22 protein-coding genes and 2 pseudogenes are annotated in these 24,596 nt (G+C 70.5%); 12 read left to right on the plus strand and 12 right to left on the minus strand.

Annotated features, from left to right (window positions below):
* Nucleotides 1–303, plus strand: a pseudogene (locus tag R6V09_RS14655) (GntR family transcriptional regulator); the annotation flags it as partial.
* Nucleotides 304–366: 63 nt separating this feature from the next.
* Here the strand turns inward: R6V09_RS14655 and helR are convergent.
* Both helR and R6V09_RS14665 read right to left on the minus strand, forming a co-directional pair.
* A complete protein-coding gene (helR, locus tag R6V09_RS14660; protein WP_317881855.1) occupies nt 367–2,541 on the minus strand; it encodes an RNA polymerase recycling motor ATPase HelR in 2,175 nt (724 codons plus the stop codon).
* Nucleotides 2,542–2,636: 95 nt separating this feature from the next.
* Complete coding sequence (locus tag R6V09_RS14665; protein WP_317881835.1) at nt 2,637–3,872, minus strand: glycosyltransferase; 1,236 nt, start codon at nt 3,870–3,872, stop codon at nt 2,637–2,639.
* Nucleotides 3,873–4,131: 259 nt separating this feature from the next.
* On the opposite strand from R6V09_RS14665, the gene R6V09_RS14670 reads away from it, so the two are divergent.
* Nucleotides 4,132–4,551 carry a YciI family protein gene (locus tag R6V09_RS14670; RefSeq protein ID WP_317881836.1) on the plus strand — a complete coding sequence of 140 codons (420 nt, stop codon included), beginning with the start codon at nt 4,132–4,134 and terminating at the stop codon, nt 4,549–4,551.
* A complete protein-coding gene (locus R6V09_RS14675) occupies nt 4,548–5,693 on the plus strand; it encodes an RNA polymerase sigma factor (RefSeq protein ID WP_317881837.1) in 1,146 nt (381 codons plus the stop codon). The genes R6V09_RS14670 and R6V09_RS14675 overlap by 4 nt, the downstream gene beginning before the upstream one ends.
* A 14-nt stretch (nt 5,694–5,707) precedes the next feature.
* Here R6V09_RS14675 and cynS read toward each other — a convergent pair whose 3' ends face one another.
* The 3 genes from cynS to R6V09_RS14690 form a co-directional block, all read right to left on the minus strand.
* Entirely contained in the window at nt 5,708–6,154 is a 447-nt protein-coding gene (gene cynS, locus R6V09_RS14680) for a cyanase (protein WP_019068971.1), read from the minus strand.
* An 82-nt stretch (nt 6,155–6,236) separates the two neighbouring features.
* Nucleotides 6,237–6,962, minus strand: a complete 726-nt coding sequence (locus R6V09_RS14685; RefSeq protein WP_317881838.1) for a class I SAM-dependent methyltransferase — start codon at nt 6,960–6,962, stop codon at nt 6,237–6,239.
* A 5-nt stretch (nt 6,963–6,967) separates the two neighbouring features.
* Complete coding sequence (locus R6V09_RS14690) at nt 6,968–7,531, minus strand: PadR family transcriptional regulator (protein WP_317881839.1); 564 nt, start codon at nt 7,529–7,531, stop codon at nt 6,968–6,970.
* Nucleotides 7,532–7,601: 70 nt separating this feature from the next.
* On the opposite strand from R6V09_RS14690, the gene R6V09_RS14695 reads away from it, so the two are divergent.
* The gene (locus R6V09_RS14695; protein ID WP_317881840.1) at nt 7,602–8,000 is read left to right on the plus strand and encodes a nuclear transport factor 2 family protein; all 399 of its coding nucleotides are present in this window, start codon (nt 7,602–7,604) and stop codon (nt 7,998–8,000) included.
* Nucleotides 8,001–8,028: 28 nt separating this feature from the next.
* Here the strand turns inward: R6V09_RS14695 and R6V09_RS14700 are convergent, their stop codons facing one another.
* From R6V09_RS14700 to R6V09_RS14720, 5 genes are all read right to left on the minus strand, one after another.
* A complete protein-coding gene (locus R6V09_RS14700; RefSeq protein WP_317881841.1) occupies nt 8,029–9,939 on the minus strand; it encodes a hypothetical protein in 1,911 nt (636 codons plus the stop codon).
* Between the two features lie 296 nt (nt 9,940–10,235).
* Nucleotides 10,236–11,006, minus strand: a complete 771-nt coding sequence (locus tag R6V09_RS14705; protein WP_317881842.1) for an SDR family NAD(P)-dependent oxidoreductase — start codon at nt 11,004–11,006, stop codon at nt 10,236–10,238.
* On the minus strand, nt 11,003–12,280 hold the full coding sequence (gene hisD, locus R6V09_RS14710; protein ID WP_442810052.1) for a histidinol dehydrogenase: 1,278 nt from the start codon (nt 12,278–12,280) through the stop codon (nt 11,003–11,005). The genes R6V09_RS14705 and hisD overlap by 4 nt, the downstream gene beginning before the upstream one ends.
* Nucleotides 12,281–12,357: 77 nt before the next feature.
* Nucleotides 12,358–13,293: a VOC family protein gene (locus tag R6V09_RS14715; protein WP_317881844.1), complete on the minus strand. Its 936-nt coding sequence runs from the start codon at nt 13,291–13,293 to the stop codon at nt 12,358–12,360.
* The gene (locus R6V09_RS14720) at nt 13,290–14,270 is read right to left on the minus strand and encodes a fumarylacetoacetate hydrolase family protein (protein WP_317881845.1); all 981 of its coding nucleotides are present in this window, start codon (nt 14,268–14,270) and stop codon (nt 13,290–13,292) included. Before R6V09_RS14720 ends, R6V09_RS14715 begins: the two co-directional genes overlap by 4 nt.
* 228 nt (nt 14,271–14,498) lie before the next feature.
* On the opposite strand from R6V09_RS14720, the gene R6V09_RS14725 reads away from it, so the two are divergent.
* The 8 genes from R6V09_RS14725 to R6V09_RS14760 all read left to right on the plus strand — a co-directional run bounded on the left by R6V09_RS14725 (nt 14,499) and on the right by R6V09_RS14760 (nt 22,236).
* Entirely contained in the window at nt 14,499–14,804 is a 306-nt protein-coding gene (locus tag R6V09_RS14725) for an antibiotic biosynthesis monooxygenase family protein (protein WP_317881846.1), read from the plus strand.
* Nucleotides 14,805–14,841: 37 nt separating this feature from the next.
* Nucleotides 14,842–15,966: an FAD-dependent monooxygenase gene (locus R6V09_RS14730; RefSeq protein ID WP_317881847.1), complete on the plus strand. Its 1,125-nt coding sequence runs from the start codon at nt 14,842–14,844 to the stop codon at nt 15,964–15,966.
* The gene (locus tag R6V09_RS14735) at nt 15,963–16,970 is read left to right on the plus strand and encodes an amidohydrolase family protein (RefSeq protein WP_317881848.1); all 1,008 of its coding nucleotides are present in this window, start codon (nt 15,963–15,965) and stop codon (nt 16,968–16,970) included. Before R6V09_RS14730 ends, R6V09_RS14735 begins: the two co-directional genes overlap by 4 nt.
* Nucleotides 16,967–17,947 (plus strand): cyclase family protein, encoded by a 981-nt coding sequence (locus tag R6V09_RS14740; protein ID WP_317881849.1) that lies wholly within the window; start codon nt 16,967–16,969, stop codon nt 17,945–17,947. Before R6V09_RS14735 ends, R6V09_RS14740 begins: the two co-directional genes overlap by 4 nt.
* Before the next feature lie 8 nt (nt 17,948–17,955).
* Nucleotides 17,956–19,326 (plus strand): FAD-binding oxidoreductase, encoded by a 1,371-nt coding sequence (locus R6V09_RS14745; RefSeq protein ID WP_442810053.1) that lies wholly within the window; start codon nt 17,956–17,958, stop codon nt 19,324–19,326.
* Nucleotides 19,327–19,329: 3 nt separating this feature from the next.
* Nucleotides 19,330–20,286, plus strand: coding sequence for a fumarylacetoacetate hydrolase family protein (locus R6V09_RS14750; protein ID WP_317881851.1), 957 nt, complete (start codon nt 19,330–19,332; stop codon nt 20,284–20,286).
* 160 nt (nt 20,287–20,446) lie between these two features.
* Nucleotides 20,447–21,427, plus strand: a complete 981-nt coding sequence (locus R6V09_RS14755; RefSeq protein WP_317881852.1) for a LysR family transcriptional regulator — start codon at nt 20,447–20,449, stop codon at nt 21,425–21,427.
* A gap of 38 nt (nt 21,428–21,465) precedes the next feature.
* Complete coding sequence (locus R6V09_RS14760) at nt 21,466–22,236, plus strand: SDR family NAD(P)-dependent oxidoreductase (RefSeq protein ID WP_317881853.1); 771 nt, start codon at nt 21,466–21,468, stop codon at nt 22,234–22,236.
* A gap of 27 nt (nt 22,237–22,263) precedes the next feature.
* Here R6V09_RS14760 and R6V09_RS14765 read toward each other — a convergent pair whose 3' ends face one another.
* Both R6V09_RS14765 and R6V09_RS14770 read right to left on the minus strand, forming a co-directional pair.
* Nucleotides 22,264–24,063, minus strand: coding sequence for an FAD-dependent oxidoreductase (locus R6V09_RS14765; RefSeq protein WP_317881854.1), 1,800 nt, complete (start codon nt 24,061–24,063; stop codon nt 22,264–22,266).
* Nucleotides 24,064–24,118: 55 nt separating this feature from the next.
* Nucleotides 24,119–24,596, minus strand: a pseudogene (locus tag R6V09_RS14770) (quinone oxidoreductase family protein); the annotation flags it as partial.

Genomic DNA, 24,596 nt, shown 5'->3' on the forward strand with positions numbered 1-24,596 from the left:
CGACGCTCTTCCGATCTCTTCTCGGCGGTGGCGCTGGCCGAGGTGGCGGAACTGGCCCGCTACCGCGACCGCGCCGACGGCGCCGCGACCGCCCAACTCCGGCGCGCCTACGACTGGATGCGCCGGGCCGGTCTGACCCTGCACCACCGGGACGCCATCACCCAGGTCGCGAACGCGCCCTCGGTGCGGGTGACCCGGCGCGTGCACGACCAGTACGCCCGTCCGCTGGAGATCACCGACCTGGTCGTGGAGGCCCAACAGGACGCCCTGATCTACGAGTTCACGGTTCCGTCGGCGGGCTGAGCCCCGGGCCGGACCATGGCGCGCGGCGGGCCCGGGGCCGAACTCGCCGCGTGCCGAACGGCGTTACTCGCTCGTGAGGACGACGAGCTGCTGGGTCGCCCGGGTCATCGCCACATAGTGGTCGACGGCTCCCTCGATGCCTTCGCCGAACGTCTCCGGGTCGACGAGCACGACCAGGTCGAACTCAAGTCCCTTGGACAGTTCGGGAGTCAGCGACCGGACGCGGGGCGTCGCCCCGAAGGACGGGTCGCCGATGACACAGGCGATCCCCTCGGTGTGCGCGCCGAGCCAGGAGTCGAGGACCGACTCCAGGTCCGAGACGGGTCCGTGGACGACGGGGATGCCGCTGCTGCGGATGGAGGTCGGCACATTGGCGTCCGGGAGTACGGCACGGATGACCGGCTCGGCCTCCGTCATGATCTCTTCCGGGGTGCGGTAGTTGATGGTCAGGTGGGCCAGGTCGATCCGGTCGAGGCCGATCCGCTTCAGCCGTTCCTGCCACGACTCCGTGAAGCCGTGCCGGGCCTGGGCGCGGTCACCGACGATGGTGAAGCTGCGGGACGGGCAGCGCAGGAGCAGCATCTGCCATTCCGCGTCGGTGAGTTCCTGGGCCTCGTCCACGACGATGTGCGCGAACGGCCCGGCGAGCAGGTCGGGTTCGATGCCGGGCTGGGCGGCCTCGTCGATCAGTGCGTCGCGCAGGTCCTGTCCGTGCAGCATGCCCATCGCGCCTTCGCTCTCGTCGATCTCGACGTTCTGCAGCAGGCTGTCGATGACGTCGGTCCTGCGGGCGTGTTCGGCGGCGACGGCGGCTTCCTGCCGGCGCTTGCGGCGCGCCGACTCCGGGTCGCCGAGCCGCTGTCGCGCCGCGTCGAGCAGCGGCAGGTCGGACACCGTCCAGGCCTGGGCGTCCGCGCGCTGCAGCCGCTGGACGTCCTCGCGGCTCAGCGAGGGGGCGCACTTGCGGAGGTACGCCGGTACCGTCCACAGGTCTCCGACGAGGTCGGCCGCTTCGAGCAGCGGCCACGCGCGATTGAAGGCCGTGAGCAGTTCGCGGTTCTGGCGCAGCGACTTGCGGAGCAGGGCCGGTGTGACCGCGCCGTCCTGGGCGGGGGTGGTGTCCTCGTGCTTGTCGACGAGGATCGTGAGCAGTTCCTGCCAGACCTGCTCGCGTCCCTCGTTGTGCGGGGTACCGGGTTCGGCCGCCTCGAACGCCACGGCCCAGTCCTCGGCACTTAGCCAGATGTCGGACCAGTGCGTGGTGACGTTCATGCCCTTGCCGGGCGGCTCCTCGTAGAACCGGGCGGCCGGCTCGATCGCCCGCACCAACTGCACGGACGACTTCAGCCGGGCCACCTCCGGGTCGGGCTCCACGGCCGCCGCGGCGCCCTCGGCGACGAGGTCCCGCAGGATGCAGGTCTGCACGCCCTCCTCGCCGAGGCTGGGGAGGACGTCGGCGACGTAGTCCAGGTAGGGCCGGTGCGGACCGACGAACAGGACACCGCCCCTGCGGTGGCCGAGGCGCGGGTCGGAGTAGAGGAGGTAGGCGGAGCGGTGCAGGGCGACGACGGTCTTGCCGGTGCCGGGGCCGCCGTCGACGACGAGCGCGCCGCGTGATCCGGCGCGGATGATGGCGTCCTGGTCGGACTGGATGGTGCCGAGCACATCGCGCATCCGGCCCGAGCGGTTGCCGCCGAGGCTGGCGATGAAGGCGGACTGGTCGTCGAGGGCGGCGTGGCCCGCGAACCCGTCGGCGGTGAACACCTCGTCCCAGTAGTCACTGATCCGGCCGCGGGTCCAGCGGTACCTGCGGCGGCTCGCGAGGCCCATCGGGTTGGCGTGGGTGGCGCCGAAGAACGGCTCGGCCGCCGGGGACCGCCAGTCGAGCAGCAGCCGTCGGCCCGTGCTGTCCGTGAGGCCGAGCCGCCCGATGTAGACGGGCTCGGATGTGTTGGCGTCGACCATGTGGCCGAGGCACAGGTCCAGGCCGAAGCGACGTAGTGTCCGCAGCCGTGTGGTCAGCCGGTGGATCTCCGTGTCCCGGTCCATCGCCGCCCGGCCGATGCCCCCGGGCGCCCTGCGCTCGGCGTCGAGGCGCTCGGTCAGTTCCGCGATCGACTGGTCCAGGGACTCCGCGATGGCCGCGAAGTGCTGCTCGTCGCCGGCGATCAGCGCCGGGTCGGCCTTGGCGGAGAGCCGGTCGGGAAGGTCGAAGGCGCTGGTGGTCAGGGGGTTCACGGCATCAATTCCGATCTGCGGTCGCTCACGGCCGTGCGGGCGGCAGGCCGTGTGGACCGGTGCGTACGGGTTCTCGTGTTCGGGGTCGGGCCGGTTCACGCGCGTGTGGGCGTCCTTTCCCCGGCGGCCGGGTCGAGGAGCATCTTCGCGGCCACTGTCGTCCCGTCGGTGCGGAGGATGCCGGCCACCGTGCGTGCCCGGGCCCGGACCTCCGGGGTCAGGACGGTGGTGAGAGCGGCCGACAGGGAGTCGTAGGTCGGCGTCGGCCCGTCGTGTGCCACGCCGATGCCCAGTTCGGCAACCCGTGCGGCCCAGTATGGCTGGTCCACGATCTGCGGCACGACCACCTGCGGTGCGCCGGACTGCGTGGCCGCCGTCGTGGTGCCCGCACCGCCGTGGTGCACGACCGCGGCCACCCGGCGGAACAGCGCCTGGTGATTGACCTCGCCCACGACGAAGCAGTCGTCCCGGTCGTCGATCGGAGCCAGCTCCGCCCAGCCGCGGCCGAGAACGACGCGGCGGCCGTGCGCCCGCACCGCTGCGACGGCGTCCCGGGCCATGTCGGGCGAGGTACGCAGTGCCATGCTGCCGAAGCCCACGTACACCGGCGGCTCGCCCGCCTTCAGGAACGTCTCCAGATCCGCGGGGAGCGGGCGTTCGTCGGGCAGGATCCAGGGTCCGGTCACGACGAGGTCGAGATCCGTCTGGTCCTGCCACGGGAACAGGTCCGGGTCCGAGGCCAGCCACGGCCGTTCGGTGAACGCGTGGTCGCGGACGTTGTCGACCGGCGGCAGGCCGATCGCCGCCCGGTGCCGGTTCTCGGCCTCGCGGTAGAGGGCGTTCACACGCTGGGCGTCCTCGTCCCACAGCACCTTGATGTCGGTCTCGTCCGGCGAGGACTGATGGCCGGGCCGCGCCAGCGGCCGGTGCTTCGACGACGGCAGACCGGCCGTGTGGAAGCAGGCGAACACGTAGCGGATGCCCAGTTTCTCGGCCACCGAGCGGGCGCCGGTCGGCATCAGACCGCTCGCCAGCAGTACGTCGCACCCCTCGGCCGCCGGCATCAGCGTCTCGTACCGGGCGGCGACCAGCTCGGGTGCGAGCCGGAACGCGGTGGCCGCCGTCGGCGGCTTCGCCGCGGTCACCACCGAGCGAACCGTCGGACCGAGCGGCACCAGCGGCACACCGGCCCTGTCCAGCAGTGCCACGAACTCCTCGTCCGGCGGCGCGGCAACGCTTACCTCCGCGCCGAGTTCCAGCAGTCGGGCGGCGAGTCCCGCGACGGGTTCGACATCCCCGCGCGATCCCCACGTCGTCAACAACACACGCATTCGCGACTCCCATTTCCGCAGGTCATGCCCTCAGGCCGGACATTCTGCGGTACCACGGGGGCCTTGCCGCAAGCCCCCCGGTGCGCTATACGTTAAGAAGGGAAGAGGAGTGAGTACGCCTCCCTTTCCACCCTCCCCCGCAGATCTCGCGAAACTCGTGCGGAAAAATCTGCCCGCCGATGTCGAGAACCCGCGCCCGGCTCCGTCCCCGAGGTGAACGCGTCCACAATGGGTCGCACCAGCACCGAGGAGAACGACCATGGCAAAGTACCTGCTGCTGAAGCACTACCGCGGCGCCCCCGCCGCCGTGAACGACGTCCCCATGGACCAGTGGGCGCCCGAGGAGATCACGGCCCATGTGCAGTACATGAACGACTTCGCGGCCCGGCTGGAGAAGACCGGCGAGTACGTGGACAGCCAGGCGCTCTCCCCCGAGGGGACGTTCGTCCGCTACGACGGCGAGGGGCGCCCGCCGGTCACCGACGGGCCGTTCGCCGAGACCAAGGACGTCATCGCCGGCTGGATGATCATCGACGTCGACAGCTACGAGCGCGCCGTAGAACTGGCCGGTGAGCTGTCGGCCGCCCCCGGGGCCGGTGGCAGGCCGATCCACGAGTGGCTGGAGCTGCGCCCGTTCCTGGGCGTGCACTCGACCACCACGGAGTGCACCTTCAAGTGAACGAGGTCCTGCTGAGGAGCCTCACGCCGAGCGTGCTCGGGATCCTCGTCCGCCGCGGAGCAGACTTCGCGGCGGCCGAGGACGCCGTACAGGACGCGCTGGTCGAGGCGGTCCGGGTCTGGCCGGACGATCCGCCGCGCGACCCGAAGGGGTGGCTGGTCACGGTGGCCTGGCGGCGGTTCCTCGACGCGACGCGGGCGGACACCGCCCGCCGTAGACGTGAGGACCGCCTCGACGAGGAGCCGGCACCCGGATCCGCGCCCTCGGCGGACGACACGCTCCAGCTCTACTTCCTGTGCGCGCACCCGTCGTTGACGCCGTCGTCGGCGGTCGCGCTCACGCTGCGCGCCGTCGGTGGGCTCACCACGCGCCAGATCGCGCAGGCTTATCTGGTGCCCGAGGCGACCATGGCGCAGCGCATCAGCCGGGCGAAGCGCACCGTCTCCGGTGTGCGGTTCGACCAGCCCGGTGATGTGGCCACCGTGCTGCGCGTTCTCTACCTGGTCTTCAACGAGGGCTACTCCGGCGATGTCGACCTCGCCGCCGAGGCCATCCGGCTCACCCGTCAGGTCGCGGGCGTGATCGACCACCCGGAAGTGTCGGGCCTGCTCGCGCTCATGCTGCTGCACCACGCCCGGCGCGCCGCCCGGACCGCGCCGGACGGCAGCCTGGTGCCGCTCGCCGAGCAGGATCGCGGGCGGTGGGACACCGCGTTGATCGCCGAGGGCGTCACGATCCTCCAACTCGCCCTCGCGCGCGACCGGTTGGGCGAGTTCCAGGCGCAGGCCGCGATCGCGGCGCTGCACGCGGACGCGCCCGCCGCCGAGGAGACGGACTGGGTGCAGATCGTGGAGTGGTACGACGAACTCGTCGGTCTGACCGACAGCCCGGTGGTCCGCCTCAACCGCGCGGTGGCGGTCGGCGAGGCCGACGGCCCGCGCGCCGGCCTGGCCGCGCTCGCGGCACTGGACGACTCGCTCCCCCGTCATACGGCGGTGTCGGCCTACCTCCACGAACGGGACGGCGACCCGACGACGGCGGCCCGGTTGTACGCGGAGGCGGCGCACAAGGCGCCGAACCTCGCCGAACGCGACCATCTGACCCGCCAGGCGGCGCGGCTCAACACCCTCCGGAATCAATGAAGTTGGAGCCGCGGTCACTCCCACTGGTACTGCAGATACTTCCCGTCGAGGGTGATGACGACCCGGTCACCGGCGGGGTCGGGCACCCGGCTGACGTCGAGGCGGAAGTTGATGGCGCTCATGATGCCGTCGCCGCACTGCTCGTGGATCAGTTCCTTGATGGTGGGGCCGTAGACCTGGATGACCTCGTAGAGCCGGTAGATCGTGGGGTCCACGGGCACCGCCGCGTCCAACGCGCCGCGGGTCGGCTGGAGTTGGAAGGCGAGGGCGGCGTCCTCGCCGAGTTCGAGGAGGGCTGCGGCCGTCGCCGCCTCGTCCTTGTTCATGGGGTGCTGCCCCAGCAGGGCCGCGGTGGTCCAGGCGAGCGGCCGGCCCACGGCCTCCGCCAACTGGGCCCATGTGACACCGGTCTTCACCTTGGCCTGCCGGACGGCCTCGGCGGCTTCACCCTTGCTGAGCATGCGCAACTCCGTTCCCGGACAGCACTCTTGACCACACGCTCGCCCAGCGTAGGAGATCACCCATCTCCCGACAATGGAGCCCCTACGGCCGCCGCCGCGCCGCGACCATCCGCGCCCGCGGGCTGCCGTCACCCCGGCGCCCGAACTCGGGCAGGGCGTACAGCTCGACGTCGAAGCCGATCCGCTGCAACTCCCGCCGTACGAAACCGGGTTGGAAGTCCCGGTAGTACATGACGAAGGGCGGTCGCCAGACGGCGTTGCGGACCTTCATCACCGCGTCGAAGCCGGACAGCATCCAGTACGCGGGTGAGGTGGGGCGCGGCGGCGCCAGGACGGGGAACGCGAAGCGTCCGCCGGGCCGCAGCACCGAGTGGACCTGGCCGAACAGCCCCGGCAGTTCGCGGGGCAGGAAGTGCCCGAACGCGCCGAAGCTGACCACCAGGTCGAAGTCGGCCCGGAACGGCAGGGCCCGGGCGTCACCGCGCACCCATGAGACACGGGGTTCGTCGCTCTTCACGCGCTCTCGCGCGACCGCGAGCATGCCCGCGCTGAAGTCGACGCCGGTGACGCTCTTCCGGCACACCGTGGTCAGCGCGTCGGCGCCCGCTCCGGTGCCGCAGCACAGGTCGAGTCCGTCGTCGAAGGGCCCGATGCGCCGCAGTGTCGAGGCGACCGCGTCGAGCACCGGGGCCGGTGTCCGGAAGGGGGTGTGGTCGAACTTGGGCGCGAGGAGGTCGTAGCCGTGCTCGACGGACGACAGTGCCTGGACGGCGAGTTCACGCAGACTGGGACCTTCGGGGCTGAACATCCGGGTCAGCCTAGGGCAACCCGCTGCTTCAGGATCGCGAGAACGCGTTCGCACCAGCGCAGGTTCTCCTCCTCGAAGGTGATCCCGGCCATCAGCGTGAGGTACGGCCCGATGCGGTCGGCGTCCCGGAGGTACTCCTCCTCGGTCCGACCGGCGAGGAGATGGTCACGCAGGCGCTCGTAGCGGTCCAGCTTGCCGCGCGCCCACGATCCGCGCTCCTCGATCAGCTCGCGGATGACGGCGGGGTCGGTGCCGTCCATGGCCTGGATCTTGATGAGGAATTCGTCGCGGATGGCGGTGGGGCGCCTGGGCGGCTCGGCGGCGAAGGTGTCGAGGTCGCGCCGGCCTGCCTCGGTGAGCGTGAACATCCTTTTGTTGGGCCTGCGTTCCTGCTGTACGACCCGTGCCTGGATCAGTCCGTCCTGGGCCAGGCGCTCCAGTTCGCGGTAGAGCTGCTGCGGTGTCGCGGGCCAGAAGTTCGCCAGCGAAACGTCGAAGGTCTTGGCCAGCTCGTAGCCCGAGGCCTCGCCTTCCAGGAGGGCCGCGAGGACCGCGTACTTGAGGGACATGTGGACACGCTAACAGCGGTTGATTAGTCTCATCCACACCTACTCAACTAATTGACTATGAGGTGAGCCGATGCGTGCGTTCCGTGAGGCGGTCGAGGCGCAGGACATGGAGGCCGTCGAGGCGCTGCTGGCGGAGGACGTGGTCTTCACGAGTCCGGTCGTGTTCAAGCCGTATCCCGGGAAGGCGATCACCGCGGCGATCCTGCACGCCGTCGCGCGGGTCTTCGAGGACTTCCGGTACGAGCGGGAGATCGGCGACCCGGACGGCCCCGACCACGCGCTCGTCTTCAGCGCGCGGGTCGGCGACCGTCGGCTCACCGGGTGCGACTTCATCCACATCAACGACGAGGGCCTGATCGACGACCTGATGGTCATGGTCCGTCCGCTGTCGGGTGCCCAGGCTCTCCAGGAGGCCATGGCCGCGCAGTTCGAGCAGATCGCCAAGGCGGCGGAGGCGCGGCTCGTGTGAAGTGCGGGCCTCGCGCCTCCGCCCTCGCTCACGCGACGGTCAGCGTGAGGGCGCCCGTGTAGGTCTGGCCGGCCGTGATGGCCGTGGCCGCCCCGTCGACCGTCAGCGTGACCTTCTTGCCCCGGGGCGCCTTGACGGTCGCGTCGGCGGCGAGGGCGAGCCGGGTCAGGTACGAGGTGCCGGTGACCGTCCAGGTCGAGCCGCTGTTCAGCTGCACGATCGCGCCGTTGTTGACGGCGGCCTGCGCGGTGTTGGTGACGATGCCGAGCTCGTAGAAGGTCGACGCGTCGATGCTGGACACCCGGTGCTTGGCCGCCGTCGCGGAGATGACGCCCTCGATGCTCGCGTCCGCGAAGGTGAGGACCATGTTCTTGCCCTTGCGCATGCCGTTGTAGAAGTCGCCCTTCAAAGCTATGGAGTTGAAGGTGGCGGCTCCGTCGGTGGCGTGCACGGCGGTCGGGTCGAAGCTCGCGTCCTTCGCCGGGTCACCGGTGGGCTCGGTGTAGACGCCGATGTTCATCATCTTGCCGTTGACCGGGACCGGGCCCGGGTCGTCGAGCTCGATCATCTGGAGGATGATCCCGTCGCGCGGGTTGAGTCGGGCGCCCTGGGAGCCGTCGACGCTGATCGCGGTCTGCTGGCCCTTGTTGAGGAAGGTGGCCCGCTCGGAGTTGATCACCGTGCCGCCGTCGAGGGTGAGTTGGCCGGTCCCGAAGAACATGTAGCCGAAGTGCCCGGAGTTCACGACGGTCCTGCGTACCGGGATCGACGCCAACTCGCTCTTGGACAACCCCAGTTCCAGCTCGGTGTTGAGCGCGGCGACCGCGGCCCCGGTGCTGTCGCCGTAGTGCACGACCGCGGCCGGGCCCGCGATGATGGTCGCGTAGCTGCCGACGTCGAGCCGGGAGCCGAGTACGCGTACGGTCGCGTCGCCGATGGCGTAGGTGCCGTAGCCGTACTCCCCCGTGTTGCCGAAGTGGCTGTTGATCGCGGTCAGTTTGAGGCCGCTGCCGCCCTCCACCGAAAGCGCGCCCCAAGTCTCCGAGACGATGGTGGAGTTGAGGTAGGTGGCCTTGGTGCTCTTGCCGATCAGGTTGGTGGCGCGGACGTTGCCGTCGAGGCCGAGCATCCAGGGCACGGACTCCATGTACGGCGTCTCGACGGTGGCTTGGTAGTCGGCGGGCAGTACGCCGTTGCGGGCACGGAGGACGGAGTCCTTGACGATGACGTTGGCGCCGTCGTTGGCGATGACGGCGGTGCGGACGACTCCCTTGTTGTCGATCCGGGCGCCGTCCACGACGAGCGTGGTCGACGATCCGTCGCCGACGACCGCGGCGCCGTAGCCCGCGAAGTCGCAACGGCCGTTGCCCGTAAGGGAGATGGAGGGCCGGTCGAGTGTGTAAGTGGCGTCCTGGACGTACACGCCGTCGAAGCACTCTCCGGTCGAGGTGATCGACACATTCTTCGCGTAGGCGTCGGTGAGCTTGCCGCCGAGGACGGCCGCGAGGACGGACTTGTCCTTGACCACGCCGTCGCCGTCGACGTAGACCGCCTGCCGGAAGGGGAAGGTGAGCGTCTCGTACGTCACCTCGTTGGCCGCGGTGACGGTCAGGACGACATCGCCCCGGTAGGTGCCCGCCTGGATCAGGGTGGCCGTGGCGCCGGTGGCGGTGAGCAGCTGGCCGGTCTCCACGCCGTCGACGGTCAGCGAGAGGCTGGAGCCGTCCGGGGCGACGATCGTGCCGCCGTCGGCCATGGACAGCTCGCTCACGCGGGTGGTCGCGGAGACCGTGTACGTCTCACCGGATCCGACCGAGATCCGCGTGCCCGAAGCCTTCTCGGCCGTCGGCGCGGCGGTGGCGGAGACCGCCGGCACCAGTACGGCTCCGGCCGTGGCGGTACCGGCGATCAGGACCGAACGTCGGGTGATCAGCGTCATTGCTTGCCTTCCCAGGGATCGATGCGCCGTTGCGCAGTGTGACCGGCCGGCCGTCGAACGCGGGGTGCGGACGGCCCGGCGGAGGCACCGAAGGTGCGCACGAGGGAGTGAAGCAGCCATGAGAACCAGGGAATAGGCGGTCGGCACACACATATGGGAGTCCGATGCCTCGGATCACGCCGACCATTTCATGGCGGTCACACAGAGTCGTCATAGCGGGAGCACGAGCTTGAACACGGCGGCGAGGCGGGCGGCTCGCCGGCCGTCCACCTCGCCATTTTTCGCAACCCGTTCAGCTACGACGGGGCGATCATCCCCGCCGACAGGTCGATGTCGGCCCCGCACAGGCCGGGCATCGCGAGCATCGCCACCAACGCCTGAGCGACCTCGTGCTCCTCCACGAGCCGGCCGAGCGCGGCCCGGGAGGCGAAGTCGCGTTCGGCCTCGGCGACCGTGCAGCCGGTCAGTTCGGCGGTGAGCCGGAAGTTGCGGTCCATGCGCGGGCCCCGAACCGGGCCCGGGGAAAGGGAGTTGACCGCGACCCCCTGCGGCCCGACCTCCCCGGCGAGCGTCCGGGTCAGGCCGAGCAGCGCCATCTTGGAGGCGGTGTACGGGGTGCGGTTGAGCAGCGGGCGTTTGCCGCTGACCGAGGCGACGTTGACGATGTCACCGCGTCCGGCCGCGAGCATCGGCGGCAGGAAGGCCCGGCACAGCAGATAGACGCCCCGGACGTTGGCGGCGAACACGTCGTCCCACTCGTCCGGCTCGATGTCGACGAGGGGCCGGACGGGTCCCGCGACTCCGGCGTTGTTGACGAGCAACGACACGTCCTCGTCGGCGAGTTCGGCGGCCAGCGCGTCGACGGCCGACGGATCGGAGACGTCACACACTCCGGTGCGGGCCTGTCCGCCGTCCTTCTCCACCTGTGCCGCCGCCTCCGCGAGCGCCGCCTCGTTGCGCCCGACCAGGATCACCCGGGCGCCTGCGTCCGCGAGGGCCAGCGCGAAGGCGCGTCCCAGCGGTCCGCCGCCACCGGTGACGAGCGCTGTACGACCGTCCAGGGTCATGCGGTGTTCCAGGGCAGCTCGTCGCCCGCCGCCCTCGCGGCCCGTACGTCACCGGAGCGCGCGTGTCCCTCGAACAGCTCGACGCGGGCCGCCCGCCCGCACAGTCGGCCGAGCAGCGCCTGGGAGTCGGTGTCGGTGACCTCCTGGTAGGTCACCGTCTTGAGGTACTTCCCCACCCACAGGCCGCCGGTATAGCGCGCGGCACCACGTGTGGGCAGCACATGGTTCGTGCCGATGACCTTGTCGCCGAACGACACACAGGTGCCCTCACCGAGGAACAGGGCGCCGTACTGGCTCATGCGCTCCAGCGCGAGGCGCGGTTCGGCGGTCAGCACCTCCACATGCTCGAAGGCGAACTCGTCGGCGAGGGCGTACAGCTCGTCGAGCGTGTCGACGACGTGCACCTGGCCGTGATCGCGCCAGGCGGGCCCGGCGAAGTCGCGGGTGGGCATGCCGGGCAGGAGTCGTTCGACTTCAGCGACGGTCTGCTCGGCGAGCTCGCGGGAGGTGGTGATGAGGACGGCCGGGGAGTCCGGGCCGTGCTCGGCCTGGGAGAGCAGGTCGACGGCGCACACGAACGGGTCGGCCCGCTCGTCGGCGAGGACGAGGATCTCGGTCGGCCCGGCGAACAGGTCGATGCCGATCTCCCCGAAGAGCTGCCGCTTGGCCTCGGCGACATAGGCGTTGCCGGGTCCGGCGACGAGGTTCACCGGCCGCATCGTGTCCGTCCCGACGGCCATGGCGGCCACCGCCTGCACTCCGCCGAGCAGCCAGATCTCGTCGGCGCCGGCGAGGTGCATGGCGGCGACGGTGGCGGCCGGTATCTCGCCGTGGATGGGTGGCGTGCAGGCGACGACCCGGGGCACGCCCGCGACCTTGGCGGTGACGATGGTCATGTGGGCGGAGGCGGTGAGCGGGTAGCGGCCACCGGGGATGTAGGCGCCCGCCGCCTGCACGGGGATGTGCTTCTGCCCGAGCCGCACGCCGGGAAGGGTCTCGACCTCGAACTCCCGCAGGGAGTCGAGCTGATGGCGGGCGAAGGTGCGCACCTGGTCCTGGACGAAGCGGATGTCGTCGATGACCTGCTGCGGCACCGACGCGATGATCTTCTCGACCTCCTCGTCGGACAGCCGGAAGGACTCCGGAGTCCACTTGTCGAACTTCTCGGAGTAGGCGCGCACCGCGTCGTCGCCGCGCTCACGGATGTCCGCGATGACGCCGGTCACGGTCTCCCGCACCTGGTCGAGCGAGGCGGTCACCTCTGACTTGGGCACGGCGTGCTTCAGGATCGTTGCCACAACTGCGGCCTTTCTGCGGGTGGTTCGCGACAGAGGGGGGTGTCGGACGGGGGTCAGACCGGCGGCGCCTCGAACAGCACGTCGGGATCGTTGAACTGCTCCTTGGCGACCGACTCGCTCATCGGGTCGGCGGTGCCCCACTGGTCCTGGGTGATCGGGTCGTCGACGTCATGGCGGCCCGGGTGCCACAAGTCCTCTTCGAGGACGGCGAGTTCGGTCGTGTACTCGACGGTGTTGCCGTGCGGGTCGTGGAAGTAGGAGAAGGTGTTGTCGCCCGCGAGATGCCGCCCGGGCCCCCAGGTGAGCCGGGTCCCGGCGCGCAGCGCCCGCCCGGTGCCGCGCATGTACTCCTCGACCCCGCGCATCTCGAACGAGGCGTGGTGCAGGGAGACATGGGGTCCCCGGGCGATCGCGAAGGAGTGGTGGAGCGGGCTGCACCGCAGGAAGTACATGAGGTCGCCCATGTGCGTCGAGTACAGGGTGTCGGTGAGCCGGAACCCGAGGTGCTGGACGTAGAAGTCCCGGAGCCCTTCCGGGTCCTGGGAGTTGACCACACAGTGCGAGAGCCGGACGGGGATCGCCTCGCGTTCCTCGATCTTCCGGTGGGTGCGGGTGGCGACGTCGGCGGAGACCTCGACGACCCGTCCGTCCGGGTCGAAGAACCGGAAGCCGTAGCCACCGCCCGGGGTGTCCAACGCGCCTGGCTCGCCGAGGAGTTGGACCCCGGCCCGCCCGAGCCGCCCGTGCAGCTCGTCAACGGCGGCCGGTGAGACGGCGCCGAAGGCGACCAGGTCCATCCGCTTCCGCGCGTCCTCTCTGATACGCACGATGTACTGCTCGGGGCTGCCCTCGGCCGCGAAGAAGGCGACACCGCTGTCGCCTGCGACCTCGGTCAGGCCCCAGGTGGTGCCGTAGAAGGCGCGCTGGCGGGCGAAGTCCGGTACGGCCAGGTCGACATGGCGCAGATGGGTGATGGGCTGGAAGGTCACTGTCCGCTCCTGACGGTGTTGCGCTGGTGGCCGAGGCCGGTGATCTCCGACTCGACGACGTCGCCGGGCTTCAGGAAGACGCCCCAGTGCGCGCCGTTGCCGGCCGGGGAGCCGGTGAGCAGCAGGTCGCCGGGGCGCAGGGTGGTGGTCGTGGAGACGTAGGCGATGAGCCGCGGGATGTCGAAGATCATGTCCTTCGTCGACTCGTCCTGGCGGACAACTCCGTTGTGGCGCAGGGTGATCCGCAGGTCACTGGGGTCTCCGACGAAGGCGGCCGGTACGAGGAAAGGTCCGGTCGGCAGAAAGGTGTCGGCGTTCTTGGCGGTGAACCAGTCCGTGCCGATGGCCTTGAGGTCGGGCCGGTAGAGGCGGTCGCGGGTGGTGAGGTCGTTCGAGATCGTGTATCCGGCGACGTGCTCCATCGCCGCCTCGGCCGGGATGTTCTTTCCCGACTTCCCGATGACGAGGGCGAGTTCGAGTTCCCAGTCGTGCTGCTCGCCGTGCGCGGGGAGCACGATGTCGTCGTAGGGACCGCTGATCGCGCGCGGGGAGCCGAGGAAGACGTACGGCACTCCGTTGCGGGCGCGTTCGTCCATCATCGACTCGGCGTCGGCGCGGGCCTCTTCGGGGGTGGCGCCGTGCACGCTCTCCTTCTCGGCGGCGACCAGATCGACCACGTGCTTGCGGTAGTTGGCGCCGCTCTGCAGGATCTGGCCGGGCTCGATCGGGGTCAGGACGCGCAGCGCGGCCAGTTCGTGCCAGGTGCCGGTGTCGTCCGCCGAGGTGGCGAGGCCGTCGAGCCGGGGCAGCCAGTCGTCCCAGTCCTCGACGAGCGCGCGGACGGACGGCACGAGGTCGGAGAGGTCGCGCACGCGGTCGCCGGTGACCAGGCCGGGGAAGTCCGCCTCACCGGAACCGCTGGGGGCGAACGTGCCGAGTGCGAAGGGTCCGGCATGGGTGGGCTGTGGATCGGGCACGGCGCTCTCCTCGTACGGGTGGGGGCTCGCCCTCGACGCTAGGCAGCCCGGGGACCCGGCGGAAATGGCGATCCGCGATGCCTGCCATCACCGGCCGCGCGGGCCTTCAACCGGGGCTCCATCGCCGTACGGGATGGATGACGTCCCCCTTGGCGATGCCTCGATCCGTTGACCGTGGATCGACCGCCCACGCAGGCTCGGAGCACCCACTTTCCCGAGGAGAAGAACGTGATAGTCGAGCATGCCGAGCTGACCGTCGAGGCGGGTCGGGAGCGGGAGTTCGCGGAGGTGTTCGGCAAGGCCCGTGAGGTGCTGGCCGAGGCCGACGGGTTCCGCTGGGCCGAGCTGCTGCGCGGTGCCGAACGGCCGGGAGTCTTCCTGCTGTTGGTCGGCTGGGACTCGGTCGAGGCACACATGGTCGGCTTCCGGGAGTCCGAGCCCTTCGCGCGCTGGCGGGCTCTGGTCGGACCGTTCTTCGCGGAGCCGCCGGCCGTCGAGCACTTCCATGAACTCGGGCCGCGCTTCTCCCGGTGACCCCCACTCCTTTCTTCTACGTTCGCAAGGATCGCCCATGCCCGTACAGAAGGTGCTCGTCGTCGGCGGCGGCATCACCGGTAGCGTGCTGTGTCTCGCGCTCGCCCAGCGGGGCGCCGAGGTGGAGCTCGTCGAGATCTCTCCGCAGTGGTTCGGTGTGGGCCATGGCATCACCGTCCAGGGCAACGCGCTCAAGGCGCTGCGTTCCGTGGGTGTCCTGGACCGGGTGCTGGCCCGGGCGGTGCCGTTCGACATCATGCGGCTGCGCTCGGCCGACGGCGGGCTGATCACCGAGTTGAACACCCCGCACACCGGCGGGCCCGAACTGCCGTCCACAGTGGGCGCGTTGCGGTCGGATCTGCAGGACGCGCTGTGCGACGCGGTGCGCGGGCACGGGGTGCGGGTGCGCCTCGGGCTGAGCGTGGACCGGCTCGACCGGTCGCCCGGCCATGTGGACGTGGCCTTCACGGACGGTTCGACCGGCCGCTACGACCTCGTCGTGGGCGCCGACGGCATCAACTCGGCGATGCGCGCCCTGATCGGCATCGACGCCAAGCCCCGTCCCGTCGGCATGTCGATCTTCCGGGTCGTGGCGGAGCGCCCGGCCGAGATGGACTGTGCCGAGGTGTACTACGGCGGGCCCCGTTTCAAGGCCGGCTACAGCCCGATCTCGCCGGACCAGTGCTACGCCTACCTCCTCGACGAGAACCTCGACACCTCGCTCATCGGCCCGCGCGCCCCGCTCTCCCTGCTGCGCGAGCGCGGCGCCGGATACGGCGGGACCTGGGGGAAGATCCTGGCCTCACTGCCCGACGACACGGCGGTCGACTACCGCTGGATCGAGGCGATCCTCGTCGACGAGCCCTGGCACCGGGGCCGCGCAATGGTCGTCGGTGACGCCGCGCACGCCTGTCCCCCGCTGATCGCGCAGGGCGCGGCGATGTGCATGGAGGACGCGGTGCTGCTGGCGGAGCTGGTGACGGCGGACGAGCCGACGGACCAGGCCCTGGACCGCTTCATGGCCAGGCGGCTCCCCCGGGTGCGGATGGTCCTGGAGAACTCCCTGCGGCTCGCCGACTGGGAGATCCACCCGGGCACGCCCGGCGCCGACCCGGCCCGCATCATGTCGGAGACGCTGGACAACCTGACGGCGGCGGCGTGACCGGCTCGCCCGTGGTCGACTTCCACGGCCACCTCGCCGTCCCCGCCGCCGACGCCCTGGTCGCCGGCACTCCGGGTCTCGCCGCCGAACTCGCGGCCGAGCAGCGCGCCCACTCTCCCGCGTCCCTGGCCGTCAACCGCGCCCAACTCCAGCGTCTGGCACCCCGGTTGACGGACGTCACCACCCGCCTCGCGGACCTCGACGCGATGGGCGTCGACATCCAGGTGGTCGGCCCGATGCCGATGCACCACTACTGGGCGGACCAGGACCTCGCGATCCAACTCGCCCGTACTGTCAACGCGGCCGTGGCCGCCCACTGCGCCACCGCGCCGGACCGGCTGTTCGGCCTGGGCACCGTTCCGCTCCAACACCCGGACCTCGCGGTCGCGTTGCTGGACCAGGCGGTCAACGACCCTGGCCTGTACGGCATCAGCGTCTCCACGACGGTCGACGGCCGCGAACTCGCCGACCCCGCGCACGACTCGGTGTGGCAGCGGGCCGAGGAACTGGGCGCGGTCGTGTTCATCCACCCCTGGGGCTGCTCGCTCGGCGAACGCCTGGCGACCAACTACCTGGGAAACACGGTCGGTCAGCCCGTCGAGACGACGGTCGCCCTCTCGCATCTCATCTTCACCGGTGTCCTCGACCGCTTTCCACGCCTCAAGCTCGTGGCGGCCCACGGTGGCGGCTATCTGCCGACGTACATCGGCCGCTCGGACCACGCCTGGCGGGTACGCGAAGACGCGCGCGGCTGCGCCGAGTTGCCCAGCTCCTATCTGCGGCGGATGTGGTTCGACGCGCTGGTGTACACCCCGCGTGCGCTGCGCCGGCTCGTCGAGGAGGTGGGCGCGGACCGGGTCGTTCTCGGTACCGACCATCCCTTCGACATGGGTGTCGACGACCCGGTGGCCCGCCTGGACGCGGCCGGGCTCGCTCCTGCCGACCGGGCCGCGATCGCCGGGGGCAACGCTCTCGACCTGCTGTTGAAAGGACACACCCGATGACGACCCGCCCCGCCCTCGGTCCGATCGAGGAAGAGCTCGCCAAGGCCCGTTCCGCCTACCGCAATTGGGGTCGCTGGGGTGAGGACGATGTGCTCGGCACGCTGAACTTCATCGACGACGCGATCCGCGCCCACGCGGTGGGCCTGGTGCGGCGCGGGCGGTCCTTCTCGCTCGCCCAGGAGTTCAACGAGTCGGGCCCGCAGCGCGGTTTCCGCGGCCGTATCAACCCGGTGCACTACATGAAGGACACCGGCTCCGACGCGGCAGCCGGCACCCAGGGCTTCCCGCACGGCTTCGGCGGCGCCGACGACCACGTCGTGATGCCCTTGCAGGCCTCCACACAGTGGGACGGCCTGGGCCACATCTACGACAACAAGCAGGCGTGGAACGGCCGTCCGTGCACCATCGTCAACGGCGACGGCGACTCGGTCACCGGCATCGAGCACATGAAGGACGCCTTCACCGGTCGCGGAGTCCTGCTCGACGTGGGCCGTGCGGTCGGCGACGAGCACGGTGAACTCCCGGACGGATTCCCCATCCTGGAGGAGCATCTGCGCGCCACCATCGAGGCGCAGGGCGCGACGAGTTCGGTCCGGCGCGGCGACCTAGTCCTGATCCGCACCGGCCAACTCGGCCGCGTACGACGGCTCGGCGCATGGGGCGGTTACGCCGCAGGTGACGCGCCCGGCCTCTCCTTCACCACCCTCGGCTGGCTGCACCGCACCGAGATCGCGGCGATCGCCTCCGACACCTGGGGACTTGAGGTACGGCCCTACGAGTTCCCGCAGCCCGCGATGTCCCCGCTGCACCAGATAGCGATCCCCAACATGGGCCTCCCGCTGGGCGAGATGTGGGACCTGGAGGCACTGGCCGAGGACTGCGCGGCCGACGGCGTCCACGAGTTCCTGCTGGTCGCCGCGCCGCTGCCGGTGACCGGCGCGGTGGGCGCCCCCGTCAACCCGATCGCGATCAAGTGAGTACGCGCGTGAACCTCAACCGTTTCTCCGGCACCCTCCACCTCCCCGACGACGAGGACTTCGAGGCGGCGTGCTTCGGGCGGGTCTTCAACGCCCGTCTCCCGCAGGACCGTTCACCGGCGGCCGTACTGATGGCCGAGTCCGAGCAGGACGTGGTGGAGGGGGTACGGCTCGCCCTCGAACGCGGCTGGCAGGTGGCCGTCCGCTCCGGCGGGCACAGTTGGGCCGCCTGGTCGGTGCGCGAGGACGCGCTGCTGATCGACCTCGGAGGCTTCCGCGAGATGGCGTACGACCCCGGGACCGGGATCGTGACGGCGACACCCAGCGTGAAGGGCGGCGACGAACTCAACCCGTATCTCGGCGAGTTCGGCCGCTTCTTCAACGGCGGACACTGCCCCTCCGTCGGCATCGGCGGCTTCCTGCTCCAGGGCGGGCAGGGCTGGAACGCGCGGGGCTGGGGCTGGGCGGCGGAGAACATCGTGGCGCTCGATGTCGTCACCGCCGAGGGCGACTTGGTGCGCGCCGACGAGACGCGGCACAGCGACCTGTTCTGGGCGGCACGCGGAGCGGGCCCGGGCTTCTTCGGCATCGTCACCCGCTTCCACCTGCGGACCCGCCCGCTGCCGAGGTACCTCGGACACACCGTGCACGCCTACCCGCTGGACCTGTTCGACGAGGTCATGACCTGGTTGCACGGCATGCACCACACGGTCTCGGACCTGGTGGAGATCGTCGCGCTCACCCAGACACCGCCCAACCTGGACGAACCGGTGCTGCTGGTCACGGGCGTATCGATGACCGACACCGCAAAGGAGGCGGCCGAGGCACTGGCGCCGCTGCACGCCAACCCGTACGCGGACCAAGCCCTGTTCCGCGTGGAGGCCCAACAGACCACGCTGACAGAGCAGTTGGCGGGCCAGCGCATGGCCAACCCCGAGGGCCACCGCTACCTGGTCGACAACGCCTGGCTGACCGGCCCCGCCGACGAGGTCGTCCCGGCGATCCGCAGGGCGTTCACCGAACAGCCCACCCGGCAGACCTTCACCATCTGGTTCTCCATGGCGCCGCTGCGTCAACTCCCGGACATGGCCTTCTCGTTGCAGTCGGAGATCTACTGCGCCACGTACGTCATCCATGACGACCCCGCGCGGGACGCGGAGTTGCGCACCTGGCTGGACGCCGCGATGGCGGACATGCAGCCGGTCACGGCCGGCCAGTACCTCGGTGACTCGGACTTCACCGTGCGGCAGTTGAGGTTCATGGGCGACGAACAGTGGCAGCGGTTGCGGGAGATCCGGGCCGCCCGCGACCCCAAGGGGCTCTTCGCCGGCTATCTGAGCGCGGGGACCGTCACCAACACCAACCACTGGGAGCAGTGAGCGATGCGTTTCGCGACATACGAGCACGAGGGCGTGGAGCGCGCCGGGGCGGTCCGGGACGGGACCATTCACCCACTGCCCGAAGGGGTCACCGTACTGACCCTGCTGGAACAGGACGTCCTGCACGCGGCCGGTACCGAAGCGCTGCGCGAGCCAAGCGACTTGACGGTGGATCAGGTGCGGCTGCTGCCGCCGCTGAAGCCGCCGTCCATCCGGGACTTCGTCGGTTTCGAGGCGCACATCGAGGGGGTCTCGAAGTCCCTCGACGGGCTGGAGCACGTGCCCGAGGAGTGGTACCGGGCGCCCAACTTCTACTTCACCAACCCTCATGCGGCGTACGGCGCGCACGACGAGGTCCCGGTCCCGGCGGGCTGCTCGGTGCTCGACTTCGAGTTGGAGGTCGGTGTGGTGATCGGCCGCGCCGGGCGTGATCTCACACCGGAGCGGGCGCGCGAGCACATCGTCGGCTATCTGGTCTTCAACGACTGGTCGGCGCGGGACCTGCAGAAGCCGGAGAAGAACCTCGGGCTCGGCTTCTCCAAGGGCAAGGACTTCGCGAACACGCTGGGCCCCTGCCTCGTCACCGCCGACGAGGTCGAGGACCGGCGCGACCCCGACGGCTTCCTCGACCTGGAGATGACGGTCACCCTCAACGGCGAGCTGATCGGCCGCGACACCCTCGCCAACGTCTCCTGGACCTTCGAGGAGATGATCGCCTACGCCTCCCGTGACGCGTGGGTGCGCCCCGGGGACATCCTCGGCTCGGGCACCTGCGGCTGGGGCTCGCTGGCCGAGTACTGGGGCCGGGTCGGCGAACGCACCCCGCCGCCGCTCAAGCCCGGCGACGAGGTGACCCTCGCGGTGGAGCGCCTCGGCACCCTCTCCAACCGCGTCGTGCCCGGCCGTACGGACGTGTATCTGCCACGCGCCCGCAAGCGCGGCCGGACCCCGAGGCCGTAGCCCCGCCCATCGGTATGCCTTCCGACCTGCACACATCCGGGGATCCGATGGCAGCTATCGGATCCCTGTGACTTCCCTCCCGGCCCCTTCCTCGACGGGAAGGCGCTCGTTACGCTCCGGTTTCACCGAGCTTCAACGACGCGGCCGGAAGGACACACGCATGGGTCTGGGAGCAATCGACCTGAATCTTCTGGTGGCTCTGGAAGCCCTCCTGGAGGAGAAGAACGTCACCCACGCGGGGGTGCGGCTGTCCACCAGCCAGTCCGCGATGAGCGGCTCCCTGGCCCGGCTGCGGCGGCACTTCAACGACGAACTGCTGGTGCGGGTGGGCCGCGAGTACGAGCTGACGCCGCTCGCGGAGCGGCTGCTGCCGGTCGTCCAGTCCTCCCTGCACAAGGCGGAGGAGGCCCTGTCGCTGACCAGGCACTTCGATCCGTCGCGCAGCCGGCAGCGGTTCTCGGTCGTGATGTCCGACTACGTCATGACGGTGTTCGTGGAACCGCTGCTGCGGGCCCTCGCGCAGGAGGCCCCCGGCATCCGGATCGACTTCCACCCGATCGTCATCGGGCAGCTGGAGACCGAGACCCATCTGCGCTGCCACGACCTGATGATCGTGCCGCTCGGCTATCAGCTGCCGGGGGTCAGCGAGGCCGTGATGCACGACCGGTTCGTGTGTCTGGTCGACCCGGACAACCCGCGTCTGGTGGACGGGCGGCTCTCGCTGCGCGACCTCGCCGAGATGCCCCACGCGGCCTGCGCCGTCGGCAAACTCACGCCTGCCGACCGGCAGTTGGAGACGTTGGGCATCACACCTCGGGTGCAGGTCAGCACGCCCGGCTTCAATGTGCTGCCGTTCCTGGTGAGCGGCACCGACCTGGTCGCCGTGGTGCCCGAGCGGCTCGCCCGGCGCTACGAGGGATTCGCGCGCTGTGCCGTCGTACCGACTCCCTTCCCCGACGTACCGCTCGTGGAGGCCATGTACTGGCACCACAACCGGCACGCGGACCCGGCGCACCGCTGGCTGCGGGAGACGGTCCGCGAGGTGGGCGCGTCGCTGAACGACCCGGTGGTGCGGGAGATCGTCGGCGCGGATGCCACCCATGCCGATCGTGCGTTTCCGGAGCTGACCGCGGCTTCCTAGCGTGGACGGGAGACAGCCCGCATCCCTTGGAGGTAGCCGTGAGCCGCACGCGTCTGGCCGGTCGTACCGTCGTCGTCACCGGGGCCGCGCAGGGTCAGGGAGCCGCCGAGGTGACGGCCGCGGCCCGGGAGGGGGCGACGGTGGTGGCGACCGACGTCCTGGACGAGGCGGGCGAGAAGCTCGCCGCGTCCCTGCGCGCCGACGGCCTGGACGTCACCTATCGCCACCTGGACGTGTCCTCCGAGGACGACTGGGCGAACCTCGCGGCCTCCCTCACGGAAGTGCACGGCCTGGTCAACAACGCGGGCATTCCCATGCGGGCGCGGCTCGGCGACGTCCAACTCGCCGACTGGAACCGGGCGTTCGCGGTGAACACCACAGGCGCCCTGCTCGGCATCCAGGCCCTCACCCCGCTGATGCCGGCCAGCTCGTCCATCGTGAACGTCGGCTCGGTCGCGGGTCTCACCGCGCATCACGCGGTCGCGTACACCGCGAGCAAGTGGGCGCTGCGCGGCCTGTCGAAGGTGGCCGCGCTGGAGTTGGCGCCGCGCGGCATCCGTACGAACGTGATCCACCCCGGCTACATCGAGACGCCGCTGATGGCGTCCGCGAACCCGGTATTCGTGCAGGCCCACCTGTCGCTGACCCCGCAGGGCCGGGCGGGCACGGTCGACGAGGTGGCGCCACTGGTCGTCTACCTGCTGTCCGACGAGGCGTCTTACGTCAACGGCGCGGAGATCACCGTCGACGGCGGGTACGCGGCGCACGGCGGGGTGAAGGCGATCACCAACGCCCTCGACGCCACGTGACGGCCGTCGTGGGCGAGGAGCGAAGCCCTACTGATCGGTGCGGTCGGTGCGGAAGTTGGCGGTCAGCCGGTTGATGCTCTTGACCGCGAGTTCGGCGAAGTTCGAGCGGGCGACGATGGCGGTCGTCTCGCCGTGCCGTCGGACGCTGCGCAGGTCGCGCTGGACCTGGCGCGAGAGTTGGTGGAGTTCGCGTTGGGCAGTGGCGAGCCGCTGCTCGGCGGCGCTTCGGACCTGTCGGTGCTCCCGTCGGGTGCGCGGAGTGCCGGTGCTCTCGGGAGAGGTCTCTGTGGGCATGTCGGTGCTCGCTTCCGTGGTGGGGGGTCGCGTCGCCGCGAGGGGGCGGACGCCGACGGTGTCCAAATAGGCTTCTACAGCGCCGAGTTCGGCGGTGTGGACCACAGCGGCGACGTATCCGTCCGGGCGGACGAGCACCCACTGCTCGGAGGACAGTCCGTAGGCGTTCTGGACGCGGTCGCCGCTGTCGACGATGTCGCCCCGGGTTCCGATGCTGTGGATGTGCAGGCCGGGGCGCGGTGCCGGGGCCGAGCTGTCGTCGACGTCGTGGCCGAGCAGTGTCCAGTGCGGCCCTTGGAACAGGCTGAACAGGCGGGTGGGGAGGCCGCCCGCGCCGGTGACGGGCGCGTCGGGCGCGCGGTCGCCGGCCAATACGCCCTTGTCGCGCTCGGGAGTGTGCAGCGACAGCGGTGAGTTCAGGTAGCCGAGGTCGAGCTGACTGACCTCGCGGCCCCGGTGGATGTCGCGGTTCTTGGCCGCTTCGAGCAGCTTCTCGGACAGGCCGAGGACGGCTTCGGCGATGGGCCGGCGTTCCTGCTCGTACGTGTCCAGCAGGGATTCCGGGGCGCCGTCGAGCACGGCGGCGAGCTTCCAGCCGAGGTTGTAGGCGTCCTGGACACTGGTGTTGAGGCCCTGTCCGCCGGTCGGCGGGTGGCAGTGCGCCGCGTCCCCGGTCAGGAACACGCGCCCCCGCCGGTAGGTGTCGGCCAGCCGGGCGTTCATCTGGAACGCGGACGCCCAGGACACGGAGCGGATCACGACGTCGTCGCGGCCGGTGCGTTCGCGGAAGAAGGCGGTGAGTCCCTCGGCCGAGAGGTCCAGGTCGACGTCGAAGGGGACGGGGGCCTGGAGCTGGAACATGTCGGTGCCGTAGAGCGGGCACATCGAGACCTGCCCGGCGGTGTCCTCGCCCCAGCGGTGCCAGGCGTCCGACGAGACGCCGTCGACGTACACGTCGGCCACGATCGCCCGCACGCCGAGGGTCTTGCCGGGGAAGCCGATGCCAAGTGCCTTGCGGACGAAGCTCGATCCGCCGTCGGCACCGATCAAGTACCTTGCCCGTACGGCCTGTTCGCCGTCCGGGGTGGCGATGCGCGCGGACACACCTTCGCCGTCCTGGTCGAAACCGACGAGCTCGTGGCCGTACTGCGGGGCGTGACCGAGTTCGGCCAGGCGTTCGCGCAGCCGGCGCTCGGTGAGGAACTGCGGGACGAGCAAGGGTATTTGGTACGGCTCCTCGGGTGTCGGCTCCGACATCTCCACGCCCACCTGGTCGATGGGCCCGTCGGCGGTGTAGACGCGCTGGACGGGATACTCGCCGCCGGAGGCGACGATCCGGTCGATCACGCCGAGGTCCTCGAAGACCTCCTGACTGCGGGGCTGGATGCCCTTGCCGCGGGAGCCGATGAACGGCTGCGGCGCCTTGTCGATCAGCAGGAAGGCGACGTTCCTGCGGGCGAGGTCGAGGGCGAGGGTCAGACCGGCCGCGCCGGTGCCGCAGATGATGACGTCGGTGTCTGTGGTGTGGGACATGGCTCCGGGCTCCTTGGGTAATTCCCGTACGAACTGCATGACGGCCCTGCCGAGTTCAGGGCACCAGGACGGTGCGTACGCCCGGGACCTCAGGCGCGTTCCAGGCGCTCTCGACGTCGGCGAGGGGTACCGCCTCGGCGGTGACGGCGATGCCGCCGCTCTCGATCTCCTCGACCAGGGACGGGAGTTCCTCCAGGTACGTCCTGGTCGACACGGCGCCCTGGCCGTTGCCCTGGAGCCGGAGGTTGGCCGACCTGAGTGCCACTGACGGGAGTTCGATGGTGGGGCCCGCCATGGCGCCGATCTGGATCCAGTTCAAGGCGCGGCCACGGTCGGGGCGGGCCCGCAGCAGCGCCATGATCGCGTCACCGGCCGGCTTGCCCCACAAGTAGTCGATGACCAGGTCGACTTCGGCGGCCTCCTTGGCCAGCGCCGTCGCGGTGGCGTCGGCGTCGTCGGTGAGCGCGACGGTCGCGTCCGCACCGATTCCCGGCAGGGCCGCCAGGCGGGCCCGGTCACGTCCGGCGCCGACG

The sequence above is a fragment of the Streptomyces sp. W16 genome (assembly GCF_033194735.1).
Classification (GTDB): domain Bacteria; phylum Actinomycetota; class Actinomycetes; order Streptomycetales; family Streptomycetaceae; genus Streptomyces.

Coding starts and splice junctions, on each gene's coding strand:
- R6V09_RS14665 (WP_317881835.1), bottom strand. CDS start 3,872: ATGCGTGTGTTGTTGACGACGTGGGGATCGCGCGGGGATGTCGAACCC.
- R6V09_RS14670 (WP_317881836.1), top strand. CDS start 4,132: ATGGCAAAGTACCTGCTGCTGAAGCACTACCGCGGCGCCCCCGCCGCC.
- cynS (WP_019068971.1), bottom strand. CDS start 6,154: ATGCTCAGCAAGGGTGAAGCCGCCGAGGCCGTCCGGCAGGCCAAGGTG.
- R6V09_RS14685 (WP_317881838.1), bottom strand. CDS start 6,962: ATGTTCAGCCCCGAAGGTCCCAGTCTGCGTGAACTCGCCGTCCAGGCA.
- R6V09_RS14690 (WP_317881839.1), bottom strand. CDS start 7,531: ATGTCCCTCAAGTACGCGGTCCTCGCGGCCCTCCTGGAAGGCGAGGCC.
- R6V09_RS14695 (WP_317881840.1), top strand. CDS start 7,602: ATGCGTGCGTTCCGTGAGGCGGTCGAGGCGCAGGACATGGAGGCCGTC.
- R6V09_RS14700 (WP_317881841.1), bottom strand. CDS start 9,939: ATGACGCTGATCACCCGACGTTCGGTCCTGATCGCCGGTACCGCCACG.
- R6V09_RS14705 (WP_317881842.1), bottom strand. CDS start 11,006: ATGACCCTGGACGGTCGTACAGCGCTCGTCACCGGTGGCGGCGGACCG.
- R6V09_RS14730 (WP_317881847.1), top strand. CDS start 14,842: ATGCCCGTACAGAAGGTGCTCGTCGTCGGCGGCGGCATCACCGGTAGC.
- R6V09_RS14740 (WP_317881849.1), top strand. CDS start 16,967: ATGACGACCCGCCCCGCCCTCGGTCCGATCGAGGAAGAGCTCGCCAAG.
- R6V09_RS14750 (WP_317881851.1), top strand. CDS start 19,330: ATGCGTTTCGCGACATACGAGCACGAGGGCGTGGAGCGCGCCGGGGCG.
- R6V09_RS14755 (WP_317881852.1), top strand. CDS start 20,447: ATGGGTCTGGGAGCAATCGACCTGAATCTTCTGGTGGCTCTGGAAGCC.
- R6V09_RS14765 (WP_317881854.1), bottom strand. CDS start 24,063: ATGTCCCACACCACAGACACCGACGTCATCATCTGCGGCACCGGCGCG.